The organism is Thalassospira tepidiphila MCCC 1A03514 (assembly GCF_001662875.1).
GTDB lineage: Bacteria > Pseudomonadota > Alphaproteobacteria > Rhodospirillales > Thalassospiraceae > Thalassospira > Thalassospira tepidiphila.
On the sequence record NZ_JPVZ01000001.1, the window covers coordinates 202,201 to 220,724 of the forward strand.

The 18,524-nt window shown below is 55.0% G+C and carries 15 protein-coding genes and 1 other RNA gene; 10 read left to right on the forward strand and 6 right to left on the reverse strand.

The genetic code is table 11. From position 1 onward, the window contains the following. Window positions 1–53: 53 nt before the first annotated feature. On the reverse strand, window positions 54–1,997 hold the full coding sequence (locus TH4_RS00950; protein ID WP_064779580.1) for a methyl-accepting chemotaxis protein: 1,944 nt from the start codon (window positions 1,995–1,997) through the stop codon (window positions 54–56). Between the two features lie 328 nt (window positions 1,998–2,325). Further along, window positions 2,326–4,323, reverse strand: coding sequence for a methyl-accepting chemotaxis protein (locus tag TH4_RS00955; protein WP_083996920.1), 1,998 nt, complete (start codon window positions 4,321–4,323; stop codon window positions 2,326–2,328). A gap of 270 nt (window positions 4,324–4,593) precedes the next feature. On the opposite strand from TH4_RS00955, the gene TH4_RS00960 reads away from it, so the two are divergent. The 5 genes from TH4_RS00960 to rnpB all read left to right on the forward strand — a co-directional run bounded on the left by TH4_RS00960 (window position 4,594) and on the right by rnpB (window position 9,543). Further along, window positions 4,594–5,331, forward strand: a complete 738-nt coding sequence (locus tag TH4_RS00960; protein WP_064779582.1) for a TerB family tellurite resistance protein — start codon at window positions 4,594–4,596, stop codon at window positions 5,329–5,331. Between the two features lie 123 nt (window positions 5,332–5,454). Then, the gene (locus TH4_RS00965) at window positions 5,455–7,278 is read left to right on the forward strand and encodes an ATP-binding cassette domain-containing protein (protein ID WP_064779583.1); all 1,824 of its coding nucleotides are present in this window, start codon (window positions 5,455–5,457) and stop codon (window positions 7,276–7,278) included. A gap of 177 nt (window positions 7,279–7,455) precedes the next feature. Next, the gene (locus TH4_RS00970) at window positions 7,456–8,328 is read left to right on the forward strand and encodes a DMT family transporter (protein ID WP_008889609.1); all 873 of its coding nucleotides are present in this window, start codon (window positions 7,456–7,458) and stop codon (window positions 8,326–8,328) included. Between the two features lie 5 nt (window positions 8,329–8,333). Beyond that, window positions 8,334–9,086: an N-acetylmuramoyl-L-alanine amidase gene (locus TH4_RS00975; RefSeq protein WP_064779584.1), complete on the forward strand. Its 753-nt coding sequence runs from the start codon at window positions 8,334–8,336 to the stop codon at window positions 9,084–9,086. 61 nt (window positions 9,087–9,147) lie between these two features. Further along, window positions 9,148–9,543: RNase P RNA component class A (gene rnpB / locus TH4_RS00980), an RNA gene on the forward strand. Window positions 9,544–9,621: 78 nt separating this feature from the next. On the opposite strand, the gene TH4_RS00985 is transcribed toward rnpB, so the two are convergent. From TH4_RS00985 to TH4_RS01000, 4 genes are all read right to left on the reverse strand, one after another. Continuing rightward, window positions 9,622–10,242: a pyridoxamine 5'-phosphate oxidase family protein gene (locus tag TH4_RS00985; protein ID WP_064779585.1), complete on the reverse strand. Its 621-nt coding sequence runs from the start codon at window positions 10,240–10,242 to the stop codon at window positions 9,622–9,624. A gap of 68 nt (window positions 10,243–10,310) precedes the next feature. Then, the gene (locus TH4_RS00990; protein ID WP_064779586.1) at window positions 10,311–10,859 is read right to left on the reverse strand and encodes a cysteine hydrolase family protein; all 549 of its coding nucleotides are present in this window, start codon (window positions 10,857–10,859) and stop codon (window positions 10,311–10,313) included. Window positions 10,860–10,954: 95 nt separating this feature from the next. Continuing rightward, window positions 10,955–12,016, reverse strand: coding sequence for a magnesium/cobalt transporter CorA (corA, locus tag TH4_RS00995; RefSeq protein WP_064779587.1), 1,062 nt, complete (start codon window positions 12,014–12,016; stop codon window positions 10,955–10,957). A 94-nt stretch (window positions 12,017–12,110) separates the two neighbouring features. Beyond that, a complete protein-coding gene (locus TH4_RS01000; RefSeq protein ID WP_245227662.1) occupies window positions 12,111–12,800 on the reverse strand; it encodes an EF-hand domain-containing protein in 690 nt (229 codons plus the stop codon). Between the two features lie 633 nt (window positions 12,801–13,433). On the opposite strand from TH4_RS01000, the gene TH4_RS01010 reads away from it, so the two are divergent. From TH4_RS01010 to TH4_RS01030, 5 genes are read left to right on the forward strand one after another with little or no spacing between them, the layout of a single operon-like run. Continuing rightward, the gene (locus TH4_RS01010; RefSeq protein ID WP_064779590.1) at window positions 13,434–13,937 is read left to right on the forward strand and encodes a division/cell wall cluster transcriptional repressor MraZ; all 504 of its coding nucleotides are present in this window, start codon (window positions 13,434–13,436) and stop codon (window positions 13,935–13,937) included. Beyond that, window positions 13,934–14,920, forward strand: coding sequence for a 16S rRNA (cytosine(1402)-N(4))-methyltransferase RsmH (gene rsmH / locus TH4_RS01015; protein WP_064779591.1), 987 nt, complete (start codon window positions 13,934–13,936; stop codon window positions 14,918–14,920). Before TH4_RS01010 ends, rsmH begins: the two co-directional genes overlap by 4 nt. Continuing rightward, the gene (ftsL, locus tag TH4_RS01020) at window positions 14,917–15,348 is read left to right on the forward strand and encodes a cell division protein FtsL (RefSeq protein ID WP_064779592.1); all 432 of its coding nucleotides are present in this window, start codon (window positions 14,917–14,919) and stop codon (window positions 15,346–15,348) included. Before rsmH ends, ftsL begins: the two co-directional genes overlap by 4 nt. After that, complete coding sequence (locus TH4_RS01025) at window positions 15,345–17,063, forward strand: peptidoglycan D,D-transpeptidase FtsI family protein (protein ID WP_008889600.1); 1,719 nt, start codon at window positions 15,345–15,347, stop codon at window positions 17,061–17,063. Before ftsL ends, TH4_RS01025 begins: the two co-directional genes overlap by 4 nt. Beyond that, on the forward strand, window positions 17,050–18,510 hold the full coding sequence (locus TH4_RS01030) for a UDP-N-acetylmuramoyl-L-alanyl-D-glutamate--2,6-diaminopimelate ligase (protein WP_064779593.1): 1,461 nt from the start codon (window positions 17,050–17,052) through the stop codon (window positions 18,508–18,510). Before TH4_RS01025 ends, TH4_RS01030 begins: the two co-directional genes overlap by 14 nt. The last annotated feature ends 14 nt before the right edge of the window (window positions 18,511–18,524 follow it).

The window sequence follows — 18,524 nt, forward strand, 5'->3', positions numbered from 1 at the left end:
TAAAGGCGACAAGGTAAAGCCCCTGCCGCCTTATACTTATCGGCAATTCACCGTTAAAGTGTGCGCATCCGTTCGAGAAAACCATCAATCTGCGACCGCAAATCACCGCTTTGTTGACCAAGATTATTGGCCGAAACATTGACGTTGCCAGCGGCCTCGTTGGTTTCATTGACAGCTGCAGACACCCCTTGCATGGCAGCCGAGATTTCCTCTGTCCCGGCGGCGGCCTGTTCGACGTTCTGCGAAATCTCGCTGGTGGCGACAGTTTGCTGCTCAACCGCTGCCGCCACCGCAGCTGCGCGTTCGCTAATGTCGGAGATCATTTTGACAATCTCGTCGATTGCATCGACGGCAAGGCTTGTCGCCTGCTGGATATCGTTGATCTGGGATGTGATTTCCTCGGTTGCCTTGCCGGTCTGATTGGCAAGGTTTTTCACCTCGCTTGCGACGACGGCAAAGCCTTTGCCTGCATCCCCCGCCCGGGCGGCCTCAATCGTTGCGTTGAGTGCAAGAAGGTTGGTTTGTTCGGCAATGTCACTGATCAGGCTGATGACTTCGCCGATTTTGATCGCAGAATCATTAAGCCCCTGAATATTGTCATTGGTATTGCGCGCCCGCTCGGTTGCGGACTGTGCCATGGTTGACGTTTCAGTGACCTGACCGGAAATCTCGTTGATAGAAGCCGAAAGTTCGGTTGCAGCCGTAGCAACCAACTGCACATTCGAAGACGCCTCTTCCGCACCGGACGAAACCGCCATCGACTGGTTGGTCGCAGTTTCAGCACTGTTACGCAACACATTCGACACCTGATGGAGTTGCTCCACCGCTATTCCGACATCGGCCATGACGGCAACCACCGCCTGATCAAATTCCTGAATATAGCGTTCCTGAGTCTCCATGCGTTTGCGGCGTTTTTCGTCTTCTGCCTTTTGCGCTGCTTCAAGCTTGATGCGTTCGATACCGTTTTCGCGGAACACCAGAACCGCACGCCCCATCTCGCCGATTTCGTCCGCCCGCTTCACTTCGTTGATATCGACATCAAAGTCGTTTTCAGCCAGTCGGGTCATTTTGTTGGTCAAACCGCTGATCGCGCTGACAATGGCGCGCGCCAACAAGAACGAAAGCCCCATCAACGCAAGAACACCGATTGAATACATGATGACCGAGACCGTCAGACTGGTTTCTGCAATGCTGTCAGCTCTTTGCTTTTGGGTCTGTGCGATTGCGCCAATCGACTGACTGAGTTCATTAAGGATGGGTTCAGCCTCGGCATAATAGTCGGACAAAAAGCCGAGCTCTGCTTCGCGTTGCAGGATCTTTTCAGACAGGGCCTTGAAGTCAGCGACATATGACTTCATCAAGTCGGTGATTTTATCCTGCTCGTCGGCGGGAATGTTTGATGCGGCCAATGCCGCTCCGAACTCGGCAAGGCGGTCATCGATCCGACCGATATACTTTGGATCAAGTCGCGCGAGAAAGTCCTTCTCGTGGCGGCGCATCATCAACATGATTACCGTAAGGTTGTCGGCGTTATATTTCTTGAGCGCCTCTTCGACATTGTGCACCGAGGAACGTAGCCGTCCCAGAAGTCCTTCTTCCTCGTTCAACCCGATTTCTCGCTGCAAACCGACAACCACCGCGAACTTCGCGTCATAGTTGGCAAAGGCTGTCACGATTTCCTGGAGCTGCGCATCAAACGCGTTTAGTTGCGGTGCCTGTTCAAGTTGCTCGAGGCCGGCATTGACGTCTTGGACGACACTGGCATGCTCGGAAACATATTTTTCATCCATGCGCAGCAGGAAATCCTTTTCCCGCCGACGTGCATTCAGAAATTCACGCGAAACAGCGTCAGCAACCAGTTTGTTTTCCAGCGCACTTTCTGCGACCTCTTCGGCGGCCCGTCTTTGTTGCTCGGCAATGAATTGCACGGCACCAACAACAATAAAGATCAAAAGTGCAACCCCGCCGATCAGCGATATTTGATAGAGAAGTCTCATTCGGGAAAGAAAATTCATCTTGGCCCCCAAGCAGTTGCCCCGCCTTTGCCATAGCTTCTCGCCCGCTGGCATCAGCGCAGGTTTCTATTCAACAACGAAATGAAGACACCTATCGCGCCCGCCAGATCAAATCGGGGGAACCTTGCCCCTTATGTCGGGAAACCATTTCGGCCTCTAAGCCGTGGCAAAACATAATTGATGCTTGCCCGGTGCCTGTCTCTTACTCAACTGAATCACATTTGGTGTGAGGCACAACAAAACAAGAGGAAAGATTGCTCTTTCCTCTTGTTGCAGTTGCAGACGTGAATTGATGCCTGTTGCAGGCGGCCTATGAAATCGAGCGCATCCTTGCAAGGAAGTTATCGATACGTTCACTCAGACCATCACTTTGGCGACCCAGATTATCGGCGGAACCACGCACATCATCGGCAGCCTCGGTGGTTTCTGCCACCGCCGACGAAACCCCCTGCATGGCGTTCGAGATTTCGGTGGTTGCCGATGCGGCCTGTTCGACATTCTGGGAAATCTCGCTGGTCGCAACGGTCTGTTGTTCGACGGCCGCGGCCACCGCAGATGCCCGCTCGCTGATATCCTTGATCATCTGAACAATGCTATCAATCGCATCGACGGCCGACTGTGTCGCTTGCTGGATATCATTGATCTGGCTTGAAATGTCCTCGGTCGCCTTGGCGGTCTGATTGGCAAGGTTTTTCACCTCGCTTGCGACCACGGCAAATCCCTTGCCGGCATCACCGGCACGGGCGGCTTCGATCGTGGCGTTCAGTGCCAGAAGGTTGGTTTGTTCGGCGATATCGCTGATCAGATTGATGACTTCGCCAATGCGGACGGCAGCCGCATTCAGGCCCTGGATGTCATCGTTGGTTGTCTGGGCACGATCACTCGCCGTCGCCGCCATTTTCGAAGTATCGCTGATCTGCCCGGCAATTTCGTGGATAGAGGCCGAAAGCTCCGTCGCCGCCGTTGCAACAAGTTGCACGTTTGACGATGCTTCTTCACTGCCCGCAGAAACAGTTGTCGACTGTTCATTGGCTGTGGCTGCACTGTTGCGCAGAACTTCGGAGACGGAATGCAGCTGTTGAACGGCAGTCCCCACTTCGCTCATCATTGCGACGACATCATCGTCAAATTCGCGAATGTGCTGTTCCTGCTTTTCAATGCGCTGGCGCTGTTTTTCGTCAAGTTCGCGTTGCTGTGCTTCAAGCTTTTGCCGCTCCAGACCGTTTTCGCGGAAGACAACCACAGACCGGCCCATTTCGCCGATTTCATCCTTGCGGTCGGCTTCATCCAGTTTGACGTCAAAGTCGTTCTTGGCCAACCGGGCCATCTTGTCGGTCAACCCGGTGATGGCCCGCACGATGGCACGCGCAAGAACCATCGACATCAGGATCATGATGATCGCACCGGCGATAAAGATGGCAAAGGTGACTTGAACGCCGGTATGGGCAATTTCCTCTGCCCGGCGCTGCATGTTTTCGGCTACCGTGCGCACCTCATTGCCCAATGTTTCCAGAACCGGCTCGACGGCGGCGTAATATGCGCTGAGGCGTTCCAGGGATTCTTCACGTTCAAGAACGGCATCGGCAAGGGTTTTGAAATCCGCCAGATATGAATCCATCAACTTGCCAAGCTGCTGTTTCTTTTCATCCTGAATGCTGCCGGCGCGCTCAAGCGCATCCGAGAACTGCTTGGAAGTTGCTTCGACACTTTCGACATAGGCCGGATCCAGACGGGCAAGAAAATCCTTTTCATCGCGGCGCATCTGCAAAACGGCAATCGAGAGGTCCTTGGTGCCACTCAGTCCCAGCATCGCTTCAAGCTTGGCCACTTCTGCCAAAGCAGTTTCGACTTCGGATGCAGCACTGCGCATTTCGCCAAGCAATCCCGAACTCTCGTCCAGACCAACCTTGCGCTGCAGTTCTACGACAGTGGCGAATTCCGACACATAATTATCGACGGCTGTCTGAACCTGCTCGACCTGCTCAAGAAGGTCACCAAGTTCTTCACGCCCGGAAAGCTTTTCCAGACCGGCCCGGATTTGCGCGGCGGCTTCGGCGTGGGCAGTGACATATTCCTCGCTTCGTCGAATAACAAAGTCTTTCTCGTGCCGACGCGCATCAAGGAATGCGCGCGATACGGTACTTACAGTCCGGGAGTCTTCGCTCGCAGCTTTGGCGATCAATTGCGCGGATTGGCGCTGTTGATCGGCGACGAATTGTGTGATCCCGACAATGGCGAAAATCACCAGAGCAACGATGCTCAGCAGCGAGATCTGGTAAACCAGCTTCATTCGCGACAAGAAAGACATGCTTCCACCCCTTATTTTCCGGTTCTTGGTTTTATATTTTGTTTTTCAGAACCATAAAACATTCTACCATCAGTAGATATATAAATACTAAAGTATAGACTAATTACTAATCCACTCTACCTTTGGCGAAAATTCCCGCAAATTAGGTCATTTCTTTTCATCATCTGCGCACTATGTTTGTGCTTTGCGCGGGTATTGGTACCGATTAATCACCTATCCATTCAGCCAATCGACCGCGCCGGATTACAACAAACAGGATGAAGATCACCCATGAGCATCTGGGGCAAAATTATTGGCGGAACTGCAGGCTTTGCCCTGGGCGGACCATTGGGTGCAATTCTCGGCGCGGCGGCCGGTCATGTCGTTGACAAGATCAAAAGCAATGCACGCGGGCCGCAAATTGGCGGGCATGATCCCCGCCAGATCGCCTTTGCAACCGGTGTGGTCGTGCTGGCCGCCAAGATGGCGAAGGTTGACGGGCATGTCAGCCGCGATGAAGTCAACGCCTTCAAACGCGTGTTCCATATCCCGCCGGGCGAAGAAAAGAATGTCGGCCGCATCTTTGACATGGCGCGGTCGTCGTCAGACGGGTTTGAGGTTTATGCCCATCAGATAGCCACCATGTTTCGCGGTGAACGTGCCATCCTTGAAGGTGTGCTTGAGGCACTTTATCAAATCGCCATGGCCGACGGCGAACTGCACCCGGCCGAACAGGATTACCTTAAAAAGGTCGCCAATATCTTTGGCTTTGCCGAGGTCGACTTTGAACGGGTTCATCATGCCTTCACCGCGTCAGACGGCCCGGATCCCTATGAGCAGCTTGGCCTGACGCGTGATGCCAGTGACGATGACCTGAAATCGGCCCATCGGAAATTGTCGCGCGAAAACCATCCTGACACCCTGATGGCCAAGGGCATGCCGCCGGAATTCATCGAACAGGCCAACGAGAAGATGGCGCGGATCAATGCGGCCTGGGATCAAATCCGCAAAGAGCGCGGTATCCGCTAGCGCGTTCGATCTTCGCGATTATCTCTGTCAAAGTTGATTTCCCTTGCAACGGTGCGCGAATTGCTGTTTGCAGGGGGCCGGTCACTGTGACCCTGTTTTGTTTTCAAACTTGTCGGTTTTTCCATGGCGCCACCGCTGATCAATATTAATGACATTCACCTGACCTTTGGCGGGAATGATCTGTTTTCTGATGTGTCATTTGCCATTGGCGACCGTGATCGCCTGTGCCTTGTCGGGCGCAATGGTGGTGGCAAATCGACTCTTTTGAAAATCATCGCTGGTGAAATCGAACCCGATGGCGGCGAACGCTTTGTTCAGCCAGGCTGCAAGGTGGCCTACCTTAATCAGGAACCGAAATTCGACGGCTATGACACGGTCGAGGATTTTGTGCTTTCGGCCCTTGATGACCATGAACAGGATTATGCCTATCGATCCGACATGTTGCTGGCATCGGTTGATATTGATCCGAAGTCGGACCCCAAACAGCTTTCAGGTGGTGAAGGCCGCCGGGCCGCGATTGCGCGTGCACTGATTGCCGATCCGCAGGTTCTGTTGCTTGACGAGCCCACCAACCACCTTGATTTGCCGACGATTGAATGGCTTGAGGGCGAAATCAAGAATTTCCGCGGTGCTGTTGTGGTGATCTCGCACGACCGTGCATTCCTGAATGCCGTATCGAATGGTGTGCTGTGGCTTGATCGTGGTGTGATGCATCAGGGTGCGATCAACTTTTCCCAGTTCGAGGAATGGTCCGAGGAAATCTATCGCAAGGAAGCCGAGGAACGCGCCAAGCTTGATAAACTGATTGCGCAGGAAACCGTCTGGTCGGTGCAGGGTATTTCAGCCCGCCGCAAACGGAACCAGGGCCGTCTGCGCCGTCTTTATGACATGCGCGCCCAGCGTTCCCAACAGGTTGACCGCATCGGCAACGTGTCGCTTGCGGCCGATGCCGGTGAGACATCCGGCAAGGTCGTGATCGAAGCGACCGATATCGCCAAATCATTTGGCGACCGTCAGATCATCGCTAATTTCTCGACCCGTATTTTACGTGGCGACAAGGTTGGCATTATCGGCCCGAACGGGGCTGGGAAAACCACGCTTTTGAAAATGCTGACCGGTCAGATCGAACCTGACAGCGGCACGATCAAGATCGGCACCAACCTTAATCCAAGCTATTTCGATCAGAAACGCGCCGCCCTTGATGACAGCAAGACCCTTTGGGATACGCTGTGTGATGTTGGTGGCGATCAGGTCATGGTGCGCGGCAATCCGCGCCATGTTGTCAGCTATCTGCGTGATTTCCTGTTTGATGAAAAACAGGCCAGAAGCCCGGTCGGCGCGCTTTCAGGCGGTGAACGCAATCGTCTGTTGCTGGCCAAACAATTGGCCAAGCCGACCAACCTTCTGATCATGGATGAGCCGACCAACGATCTGGATATGGATACGCTCGATCTGCTTCAGGAAATGCTGAGCGACTATGAAGGCACGCTGCTTCTGGTCAGCCACGATCGTGACTTCCTTGATCGCGTTGTGACATCATCCATCGTCATGGAAGGCGATGGGACTGCAATCGAGTATGCAGGTGGCTATTCCGATTACATCGCCCAACGCAGACTTTCACGCGCCGAGGCCGCCAAGGAAGAAAAGGCCGCTGCCAAACAGGTCAAGAAGGCCGCACAGGCATCGGCACCAAAATCCAAGCCCACAGGCAAGCTGAGCTATAAAGATCAGCGCGAGTACGACAATCTGCCTGCTGCGATGGCCAAACTGGAAGCGGAAATCGCCACCCTTGAGGATGCCCTTTCTGACAGCAGCCTGTTCACCAAGGACCCGAACGGTTTCCAGAAAAAGGTGGATCGACTTGATGCGGCGCGCTCAGAACTTGAAGCATCCGAGGAACGCTGGCTGGAACTTGAAATGCTGCGCGAGGAACTTGGTCAGGGCTGACCAAGCTTAAGCGAATTTCAAGACAGTTTAGGCATGAGTTGAGAACAACTCATTTGTACTTTGGGCTGAAACATCGGATCAAGGGAGTGGAACCCGTCCAAAAAACTTGGACGGGGCTGCGTATCTATCTGATATTCTTGGGGTCATTATTGCCCCCTTTTGCCGAAAGGCCCCGCCATGCCGATCAAAGCCGTAATTATGGCCTTTTCCGTCGCCGTCATTTGGGGCGTGAACATGCTGACCGTCAAAGGGGCGGTTGGTGAAATCCCGCCCTTCATCCTGACGGCGATGCGTTTTGCGGCTGTGGCGATCCTGTTGATCCCGTTTACGCAAGTTCCGCGCGGCCGTTTTGGCAAGCTGGCCCTGATCTCGGTGACCTTTGGCGGCCTGCATTTCGGGGTTCTGTTCTATGCCCTTTCGATGATTGATGCCGGGCCGGTTGCCATCATCATTCTTTTGGGCGTGCCGTTTTCGTCGATGCTTGCGACCTATTTCTTTAATGACCGGCTGGGCTGGAAACGGCTTTCGGGTATGGCACTGGCCTTTATCGGTGTCACCATCATGTTCTGGGACCCGACCATGACCGAACTGCAATTGCCACTACTACTCGTGGTGTTTGCATCCTTCATGTGGGCGGTTGCAAATGTCATGATCAAGAAGCTCGGCGATATTGATACCTTCCAGCTGAATGGCTGGATGGCGCTGATGGCGGCCCCGCAACTGCTGATCATGTCCCTGATTTTTGAACCGAACGGGTTTGAAGCGGTGATGAACGCAAGCTGGGTGGCCTATGCAAACCTTGCCTTCACGGTCGTGATGTCGTCGATTGTGGCTTATGGCTTCTGGTATCATTTGCTAAAGACGCAGGATGTAAATGTTGTTGTGCCCTGGACCCTGTTGGCGCCGGTGATCAGTGTGATGGGCTCCTTCCTTGTGTTTGACGAGCCGTTTTCGCTGCTTAAAATCATTGGGGGCACAGTCGTTCTGTGCGGTGTCGCGGTCATCATGCTGCGCAAGCCGGTCCAACGCAAAGCACAGGGAATGGATTGATCCGCATGGGGGAAAAGATCACCAGAACGCGATCAGCAGGAAACATCATTTCCCGTCCCTCCCCCAATTTCGGTGATCGTCCGGAAGGATGCCCGACTGATATTCTGGTCCTGCATTACACCGGCATGCAATCGGGTGCCGACGCACTTGAACGCCTGTGTGATCCGGAAAGTTCTGTCTCAAGCCATTACCTGATCGAGGAAGATGGCCGTATCTTTCAGCTGGTTGATGAAGAAAAGCGCGCATGGCATGCCGGGCTTGGCATTTGGCAAGGCTGCCAAGACGTGAATTCCCACTCCATCGGGATCGAGATCGTCAATCCGGGACATGAATATGGCTATCGCCCGTTTCCGGACATCCAGATCAAATCCGTGATAGAGCTGGCGCAAGACATCCTCAAACGCCATGAGATCCCGGCCAGCCGCATTATCGCTCATTCCGATATGGCCCCGGACCGCAAGGAAGACCCGGGCGAACTGTTCCCGTGGCAGCAACTGGCAGAAAACGGCATCGGGCTATGGCCCGGATGCAGTGGTGTTCCGGCTATGCCATCGAACATGGTCGACGCGCCGACAACCCCAGATGAGTTTCATGCTTTACTGGATGCCATCGGCTATGGCGCGGCAACCAGCGACGAAGATAAAGCCAAACGCACCATCGCGTTCCAGCGTCATTGGCGGCAAAACGACATTTCAGGCGATGTCGATAGCGAATGCATTGCCGTCGCCAAGGTGCTAGCCAGTGCGATCATCCGCTAGGCATCCCTGCCCGCACTGCTTTTTCTTGACGCCACCATGGATGTGACCTACATCCCGATCACCAGATGGCCGGATGGCTGCCCTGATTGCTTGCAATCGGGGAGGAAAGTCCGGGCTCCACGGAAACACGGTGCCAGATAACGTCTGGCGGGGGCGACCCTAGGGAAAGTGCCACAGAGAGGATACCGCCGGATCGCGCAAGCCATCCGGTAAGGGTGAAAGGGTGCGGTAAGAGCGCACCGGTCCTTCAGCAATGCGGGACGCATGGTAAACCCCACCGGGAGCAAAACCTAATAGGAATGGTCGGCCGGATGCTTCGGCATTGTCGGCAGGTGAGTTTTCGCACCACCATTCGGGTTGGTTGCAGGAGGCGTTCGGCGACGGACGTCCCAGATGAATAGTCATCCAGTGCGGTTCGCCGCATGGACAGAACCCGGCTTACAGGCCATCTGGTATTATCTTTTCAGACAGAAAAAAGGCGATGACCGTTTCCCGTCATCGCCCGGATCAAATGCGTTCAATCATGAACAGCAGATCAGCCGCGCTCGGCAATGGATTGCGCGAAATACTTGTCTACTTCTTCCTGCGTGCTTTCGGGGATATCGGACGCTGTCTGATCCTTGATCATCTTGCCCAAGGTCGGAAGCGTCTTGCGTTCGATCCGGGTTTCCGGATCCCAAAGCTTGGAACGCATCAGCGCCTTTGCGCAATGCAGGAAGGCTTCCTCGACCGTGATCTTGATTGCGGTTATCGGTGCCTTGGGCGTGTCGGTAAACAGCCCAAGCAGCTCCGGGTCGGTGCTGACTTCAGCAACACCATTGATGCGCAGCGTTTCGTTCACGCCCGGCACGAAAAACAGCATCCCGACTTTCGGGTTGTCGACGATGTTTGACAAGGTATCGACCCGGTTATTCCCGGGACGATCGGGCATGACCAGCGTTTTGTCATCAACAACCTTGATGAAACCCGGGCCATCCCCGCGCGGGCTGACATCTGCATTGCCATTGGTATCTGACGAGGAAATGACCGCAAAGGGCGCAAGCGAAATGAAGTGCTTGCAGTGCGGATCAAGCGCCGGCAAACATTTGCTGACAGCAAGTCCAAGCGGTTCTCCGTAAATGGCACGGAGCTTTTCCTGAGTATCGATTTTGGTCATTGCAGATTACCTTTGGCGAGAAACGAGGGCAGAAACTGCTTTAGTTGCGAACGCAAGTCAATTGCCGATTAACCCGCAATAATTTCCGCGACTGTTTTCACCGCTGCAAACTCGCCATTCAGGCTGGCAAGCGCAACATCATGGACCATTTGAGCCGGGAAAACCCGCCCGTCTGGCAAGCTGCGATCAAAGGTTGCACAGGCATCCGCCGCAATGGTGGCATCAAATCCAAGATTGGCCGCCATGCGGGTGGTTGTGTTCACGCAATGATCCGTGGTTATCCCGCTCAGAACCAGTTTTGAAATGCCTTGCGCACGCAGATCGGCCTCAAGGTCCGTGCCGATCAGGGCGGAATTTACGTTCTTGCCATAGACCGGCTCATCATCCTTGGGCGCAAAACCCGGCTTGAAAGCGTTACCGGGATGTTCGGGATGCAGGCGCGATTGCGGCTCTGTGGAATTATGCTTGGCATGAAACACAGGCCAACCTTTGGCGCGCCAGTGTGCGAGAAGTTTTTCGCCGTTGGCTTCGGCGTCGGGGTTATTGCGATTTCCCCAGTAATTGAGGTCATCAAATCCCTTCTGCCAATCAATCAGGATCAAGGCGGTCTTGCTCATTTGTGGGGCTCCGATATTTGGTGAATGTGCCGGTCAATCTAGCAGCGCAAAGACTGTCTAAAAGGACAGAAGCCCCACGCATTTCGCCATTTGGCTTATAGCCATCCTTTGCGCTTGAAATACAGCAGCGGCAGGACGGCAGACAAAACCATCAGGCCGATTGCGACCGGATAGCCGAACTTCCAACCCAGTTCCGGCATGAATTCGAAGTTCATGCCATAGATGCTGGCAATCAGGGTCGGCGGCAGGAAGGCGGCGGCTGCGACCGAGAAAATCTTGATGATGTTGTTCTGCTCAAGACTGATCATGCCAAGCGTCGCATCCAGCAGGAAGGTCACCTTGTTGGCGATGAAATTGGCGTGCTCGGTAATCGAGACAATATCGCGCGACAGGATCTTGAGCCGTGCCTTGGCATCCTTTTTAAGCCGCGCCTGTGTTGAGAGGAATAATCCCAAGCGATGCAGGTTCAAAAGGCTGTCCTTGGCCTTGCCCGACAGGTTACCGGTACGCCCGATCTGACGCAGGGTTTCGCGGTGATCCGCATCCGAGCTATTCTCGTCGGGGCTGATAAAGACCTGATTGGACAGGCCTTCAAGATCGGTCGCTGTTTGCTCCATCAGGTCGGCAAGTCGATCAACAATCTGTTCGAGCAGACCAAACAGAACGGCCTCGGCGCTATTGGCAAGCGACGGGCTGCGTTTCACACGACGGATAAAGGTCTTGAACGGCACCGGATCGGCATAACGCACGGTGATCAGGGTCTTTTTGACCAGAATAAATGTCACCGCCGTGGTTTGCGGTGCATCGGTGGTTGCCTTGGTCAGAACAGAAACCGTCATGAACAACGCACCGTCTTCGTCATACAAGCGCGATGACAGTTCGATTTCCTGCATTTCTTCGCGCGTCGGTATTTCAATGCCAAAGCGTTCTTCAATCTCGTGAATTTCATCGGGCGTCGGGGCATGCAAATCGACCCAAACCGGAAGGCGTTCGGCCTTGGCAGCAGCCGGTTTGGCGGCAGATTGTTCAGATGGCGTGTTTGCGACCTCGGCTGCCTGCCCGCCGTCGGTGACAGCGCTATTAGAAGCAGCCGGACTGGCGGTATTGCCATTGTCGGTGTTTGCGCGCACCGGGGCAAAGAATTCGTTGGTGTCCATGAGCCTCTCCGTCTCTTCCGGCTTGCCGATGGTTACGGATGCCAGTTTATTGAATGCTTGTCATGTGATGAATGCGTTTCCAAGTAGCACAGCCCTAGAATGGCAAAACCGTCTGGAACGAAAACGGATCAATATCCGCCTCCGCTCCGCGCTTTTCATCATAGGTCGCGTGCACCTGTGCCATGAATTCTTCCTTGCTGATCATCTTGTCACCATCGGCATCAAATTCCGGAAACAGCAATTCAAGTCTGCGGCTTTCGGTACGCAACCTTTGTCGATTGGCATCCGAAGAACCCGGCAATTTTTCAACCGCGGCAAATTCGCGCGCCACCAAAACATTATCGCCCGTGATATCGCGCCGCCGAAACATCCAGCTGGCATAGGCGGCAGCCTCGTCCGCGCTGATCCGGCCATCCTGGTCGATATCAACCGGGTGGTATTGTTCGCGATAGACTTTGACCTGTTCGGGAATGCCCGATGGGGCGACGCCCGCGCCACCATTTTGCTGGGCAAGCGCCTTTGCGATTGCCTCGTTCAGTCCGGGGATGTTCGACACACCGTCGCCTGTCATACCGGGAACGCCGGCACCTCCACCGGAACCATCCCCATTCAGGCCATTCAGCCCCGAAAGCCCACCCAGTCCAAACTGAGACATCAGTTCCGGATTGTTTTGCAGTTGTTGCATGATCAAGGGCAGTAATTCACGCATCTGTGGTGATGAAACTTCTGGCGAATTTGATCCGCCACCGGCCGGGTCAAGACTAAGCCCCTGTGCAGCGGCCACGCCACCCGTGACCGGGTTTACCCCGGGAACCAACGCGGCCCAGGAAAATGCACAACCCATTAATAGAATGGCAGCTTTTATCCGCAACAATCGCTTCCTTCGTTTCACTGACGCTGCCCCGCGCCAGAAGACAACGTCCCATTTGGGGACATTTTCATTCGCGATGGCCGATCAAAACCATCAGAGATCATTTTGACATTTTGCAGGAGTTTGCCCGCGCATCAAACCCGATTGGCCATCAAATCGCAAATTGTCTTCGACGACCCCATTCAAATCCAATTCTTGAACGGGTCCATCAAAACCCAAATTTCGGTTTTTCGATGGTCTTCCCATGGGTCCCCATGGAACGGAATTGGGATTTTATGGGCAGAAGATGGATCGCCGCTGGTTTTCCCGCATTTTTGGCCGATTTCAGCCTTTCTGCATATACCGCGGAAACCCTCGGGAAGTGCCAAAACGTCACATTCTTGCCCATCAAATCCCATTGACCCCCATGATTTCCCATGGTACCCCATAAAGAGGCACAAATTCCGTGCCACGCGGGGCATATCCATTTCAGACACACGACAGTCGCAAGACAGCCCATGAGGGCCAGTGTTCTGAGATCGGTTTTTTGATCAGGGGAATGGCGAAGTGCTGTTCACAGGGACGCACATTCACAAGCTGGACCGGAAGGGACGCGTATCCGTCCCCAAACGGTTCCGTGCGGCCCTCGATACCGAAGAATTCGCCGGCATCTACCTGTATCAATCCCACAAGGAAAGCGCACTTGAAGGCTGCAGCCACAGCCATATGGAGCGCATTGCCGCATCGCTTGATGAACTCGACATGTTTTCTGACGAGGCCGACGATCTGGCAGACACCATCCTTGGCTCCTCGCATATGCTTCCTTACGACGGCGAAGGCCGCATCATTCTGCCCGCAGAATTGATCGAGTTCGCCCGCATCGAAGATCAGGTCGCCTTTGTCGGCCGTGGTCGCACCTTCCGCCTGTGGAACCCTGACATCTTCAAGCCCCTGCAAGAAGCCAGCCGGACCCGCACGCTTAACCGTGGTGCGACATTGAAGCTCAAACCGATGACTGAACTCCCCAGAGGTGCACGTCCCGGCACCGCAACGGAGGAGGACGCATCATGAGCAGCAATGACCTAAGCTTTGCCACTGAAGATCGTCCGCACAAGCCGGTCCTGCTCCGCGAGGTCCTAGAAGCCCTTGCACCGCGTGACGGCGAGATCATGGTTGACGGTACCTTTGGCGCAGGCGGTTACTCCCGCGCCATTCTTGACTCTGCCAACTGCGAACTTTACGGCATCGACCGCGACCCGACCGCTGTTGCCACCGGCAAAAAGCTTGAAGCCGAATATGACCGCCGCTTCCACATGGTCGAGGGCTGCTTTGGCGATATGGCCAAACTTGTCCCGGCGGCAGGTGCGCAGCAGGTCGATGGTATCGTTCTTGATATCGGCGTTTCGTCGATGCAGCTTGATCAGGCCGATCGCGGATTTTCGTTCCGCGAAGACGGTCCGCTTGATATGCGCATGTCGATGTCTGGACCGACGGCGGCCGATTTCGTCAACACCGCCGAAGAAGAAGACATCGCCAACGTCGTTTACCGCTATGGCGAGGAACGCGCATCGCGCAAGGTCGCGCGCAAGATTATCGAAATGCGCGCAGAGGAACCCTTTACCACCACATCCCAGCTCGCCCGTGCGGTGCGTTCTGTGGTGCGCAAATCCAAGGACGGCATTGATCCCGCCACACGGACGTTCCAGGCGCTGCGTATTTACGTCAATGATGAGCTTGGCGAACTTGAACGCGCCATGGATGCCGCTGAAACGCTGCTGAAACCGGGCGGCCGTCTGGTGGTTGTGACTTTCCATTCGCTTGAAGACCGGCAGGTCAAAACATTCATGAAGGAACGCTCTGGCGATCCGAACAAGATGTCACGTCGCCTGCCCGGTGAACCGGAAGTCGCCATTCCGACCTTTACGACAATTACACGCAAGGCCGTCACCGGTCAGAAAGATGAAATTCGCGCCAACCCGCGCGCACGTTCGGCAAAACTGCGCGCTGTTGCGCGCAACGACCAACCGGCTACATCGCAGGGAGGTCGCAAATGACCCGTGCGGTAACCATCATTGGCCTTGTTCTGACCATCCTGATCGGCACCGGCACCTATTGGGTCAGCCATCAGGTCGAACGTCTTGAAAAACGTTATGCAGATATTCAGTCCGACATTCTGGCCGAACAGGAAAGCATCCATGTTCTTCAGGCCGAATGGAGCTATCTGAACAATCCGGAACGTATCGAACGCCTGTCCAGACAGTATCTGAGCCTTGCCCAGATTGACGTGCTTCAGATGGCAAGCATCGACGATCTGCCCGAAGACGCCGATCTGCATCAGTATCGCATCAACAAGTTCGGCGAGGCGGTTGCCTTCATGCCCGTCCCGCGCGCCCGTCCGGGTGATCTGATGTATGACGAGGCGGCTGATACCATGATCATTGATGCCCCGTCCGTCGCGACCGAAACGGGAGGCGCACAATGAGCCTGACCCGTTTTTCATACTGGCTGCGTGGCGACCGTCCGGAACTGGGCCCGGATCAGCGCGAACGTCTTGCGCTTGAAACCGCGCGCAACCGTATCTTTATCACCGGCGCGATGTTCATCATCGGTTTTTGCTGGATCACCTATGGCCTGATTGATGCATCGGTTCTGCGTCAGGGCAATGAACCGGCTGTCGCATCCGGAACCGATACCCGTGAACTCAAGACCGAGCGCGCCGATATCGTTGATCGCAACGGTATGTTGCTGGCGACCGACCTTCCGACCAATTCGCTTTATGCCGATGCCCGTGTCGTCAAGGACCCGGTTGAGTCCGCCGACCTTTTGTTGACCGTATTGCCTGATCTGGACCGCGATTCACTGATCCGTCATCTGAGTTCGCGCAAGGCATTCGTATGGCTGCGCCGTAACCTGACGCCGGAACAGCAATATGACGTCAACTCGCTTGGCATTCCGGGATTGAATTTCCAGCGTGAAGAACGCCGCGTTTATCCGCACGGGCGTCTTCTGTCACATGTTCTGGGCTTCACCGACATCGACAATAACGGCATCGCCGGGGCTGAGCGCGAATTTGACAACGAATTGCGCATCAACAACGGTCCACTGGAACTTTCGCTTGATACCCGCGTGCAATACGCGCTTGCCGAAGAAGTCGAAAACGCGATGGAAACCTACAGCGCGGTTGGGGCGGCAGGCCTTGTGATGGATGTTTATACCGGCGAAGTCGTTGCGATGACATCGCTTCCGAACTTTGACCCCCATCGCCCGGGCCAGGCACCAGCCGATGCACGCTTTAACCGGTCCACGCTTGGCGTTTACGAAATGGGTTCGGTGTTCAAACTGTTTAACACGGCCATCGCCCTTGAAACCGGCACATCGACGCTGAATTCGGTCTATGACGCGACCGAACCGCTGGCAATTGGCGGGTTCCGCATTCGTGACTATCACGGCGAGAATCGCTGGCTGACCCTGCCGGAAATCCTTGTTCACAGCTCGAACATCGGATCAGCCCGCATGGCAATGGCCTTTGGCGGCGAGACACAGCAAAAATACCTTAAAAAGCTTGGCATGCTCGACAAACCGCAGATCGAGCTTCCTGAAGTTGGCGGACCGCTTGTGCCCAATCCGTGGCGCGACATCAACACCATGACGATTTCATTCGGTCATGGTCTGGCCGTGACCCCGCTTCAGGTTGTCAGTGGCATTTCCACCCTTGTGAATGGTGGTATTCGCCGCCCTGCGACCATCCTCAAACAGGACGGCGCACCGGCAGGCGAACGTGTATTTTCCCAGAAAACGTCGGAACTGCTGCGTCGCCTGATGCGACTGGTCGTTACCGACGGTTCTGGCAAGAACGCCGAAGTGGCGGGTTACTTCCTTGGAGGGAAGACCGGCACTTCGGAAAAACTCGTGAACGGGCGCTATGTCAAGAACGCCCGCATGTCGACCTTTGTCGCCGCCTTCCCGATGCAGGACCCGAAATATGTGGTTCTGGTGACGTTGGACGAGCCCAAGGGCACTAAAGAAACTTATGGATTTGCCACAGCAGGCTGGGTGTCCGCCCCTGCAGTTGGCAAGGTTGTGACACGTATTGCTCCCCTTTTGGGCATTGAACCGGCGAATGCGAAGGCGCCGGAGATTGAGCAAGCGCTGCAGATCGAACTTCGCAAGGGGGAACGCAAACTTGCGTCTTTCTGAGCTCATGGCAGGTGATCAAGCGGCATTGAAACATGCCGAAGGACAGGACCCGGATATCACGGGCCTGACAGCAGACTCACGCACCGTGAAGGATGGCTATATGTTTGCCGCCCTGTCCGGTGCACGTGATGACGGCTCCAAGTATATCGCCGATGCGATCAAGCTTGGTGCCGCGGCCATCCTTGCAAAGGATGGAACGCCAAGACCGGCAGCCCCCACGGTTCCGCTGATCCCGGTGGAAAACCCGCGCAAACGTTATGCCCAGCTTGCCGCCCGTTTCTATGGCAAGCAGCCGGCAAACATCGCGGCGATCACCGGCACCAACGGTAAAACATCCACGGCGATCTTTACCGAGCAGCTCTGGACGATCCTTGGCAACATGTCGGGATCGATCGGAACGCTTGGCATCCGGGCCGCTGGCGCAAAGATCCCCGGTTCACTGACCACGCCGGATCCGGTTGCCCTGCATCAAAGCCTTGATGAAATGTGTGGCATTGGTGTTACCCATGTCGCGATGGAGGCAAGCTCGCACGGGTTGGATCAATACCGCCTGGATGGCGTAAAGGTCACCGTTGCCGCCTTCACCAACCTGTCGCGTGATCATCTTGATTATCACGGCACGTTCGAAAAATATTTCGCCGCCAAGGCCCGGCTGTTCTCCGACCTTCTGGTTGCCGATGGCACGGCTGTGCTGAATGCTGATGTTGAACAGTTCGATCTTTTGAAAAAACTTTGCGCCAAGCGCGGTGTGAATGTTCTTTCCTACGGCGAGAACGCCGATGACATCAAACTGATCAAGGCAACACCGGACAGCACCGGCACCAAGCTCCGCCTGATGGCAAACAAGGGCGAATACAACATTCACCTGCCGCTGATGGGAAGCTTCCAGGTGATGAACGCACTGGCAGCCCTTTCCATCGTGGTTGCATCAGGTGCCGATCTTGATCAGGCGGTTCTGGCCCTTGAAAAACTTGAAGGTGTCCGCGGTCGTCTGGAACTGGTTGGCAAGACAAGCTTCGGCGCACCGGTATTTGTTGATTACGCCCACACGCCAGATGCCCTTGAAACCGTGATCAAGGCGGTCCGTCCGCATTGCAAAGGCCGTATCGTTTGTGTATTCGGGGCCGGTGGAGACCGTGATACCGGCAAACGCCCGTTGATGGGGCAGGTTGCGCACGATTTTGCCGATATTGCCATCATCACCGATGACAATCCGCGCAGCGAGGACCCGGCAGCCATTCGTGCCGCCATCAAGGCAAAGTGCGAAGGTGCTGTTGAGATCGGTGATCGCGCCGAGGCCATCAAACGCGGCATTGGCATCCTGCAGCGTAACGATGTCCTTATTATTGCCGGAAAAGGCCATGAAAGAGGCCAAGTTGTCGGCGATACGGTTCTTCCATTCGATGATGCATCTGTCGCCCGCAGTATCCTTGCAGGTGGCAACTGAACATAAATACCGTT

Bases quoted from the DNA above. Each gene is read 5' to 3' on its own strand.
- TH4_RS00950 (WP_064779580.1), bottom strand. From the start codon at position 1,997: ATGAGACTTCTCTATCAAATATCGCTGATCGGCGGGGTTGCACTTTTG.
- TH4_RS00955 (WP_083996920.1), bottom strand. From the start codon at position 4,323: ATGTCTTTCTTGTCGCGAATGAAGCTGGTTTACCAGATCTCGCTGCTG.
- TH4_RS00960 (WP_064779582.1), top strand. From the start codon at position 4,594: ATGAGCATCTGGGGCAAAATTATTGGCGGAACTGCAGGCTTTGCCCTG.
- TH4_RS00965 (WP_064779583.1), top strand. From the start codon at position 5,455: ATGGCGCCACCGCTGATCAATATTAATGACATTCACCTGACCTTTGGC.
- TH4_RS00970 (WP_008889609.1), top strand. From the start codon at position 7,456: ATGCCGATCAAAGCCGTAATTATGGCCTTTTCCGTCGCCGTCATTTGG.
- TH4_RS00975 (WP_064779584.1), top strand. From the start codon at position 8,334: ATGGGGGAAAAGATCACCAGAACGCGATCAGCAGGAAACATCATTTCC.
- TH4_RS00985 (WP_064779585.1), bottom strand. From the start codon at position 10,242: ATGACCAAAATCGATACTCAGGAAAAGCTCCGTGCCATTTACGGAGAA.
- TH4_RS00990 (WP_064779586.1), bottom strand. From the start codon at position 10,859: ATGAGCAAGACCGCCTTGATCCTGATTGATTGGCAGAAGGGATTTGAT.
- corA (WP_064779587.1), bottom strand. From the start codon at position 12,016: ATGGACACCAACGAATTCTTTGCCCCGGTGCGCGCAAACACCGACAAT.
- rsmH (WP_064779591.1), top strand. From the start codon at position 13,934: ATGAGCAGCAATGACCTAAGCTTTGCCACTGAAGATCGTCCGCACAAG.
- ftsL (WP_064779592.1), top strand. From the start codon at position 14,917: ATGACCCGTGCGGTAACCATCATTGGCCTTGTTCTGACCATCCTGATC.
- TH4_RS01025 (WP_008889600.1), top strand. From the start codon at position 15,345: ATGAGCCTGACCCGTTTTTCATACTGGCTGCGTGGCGACCGTCCGGAA.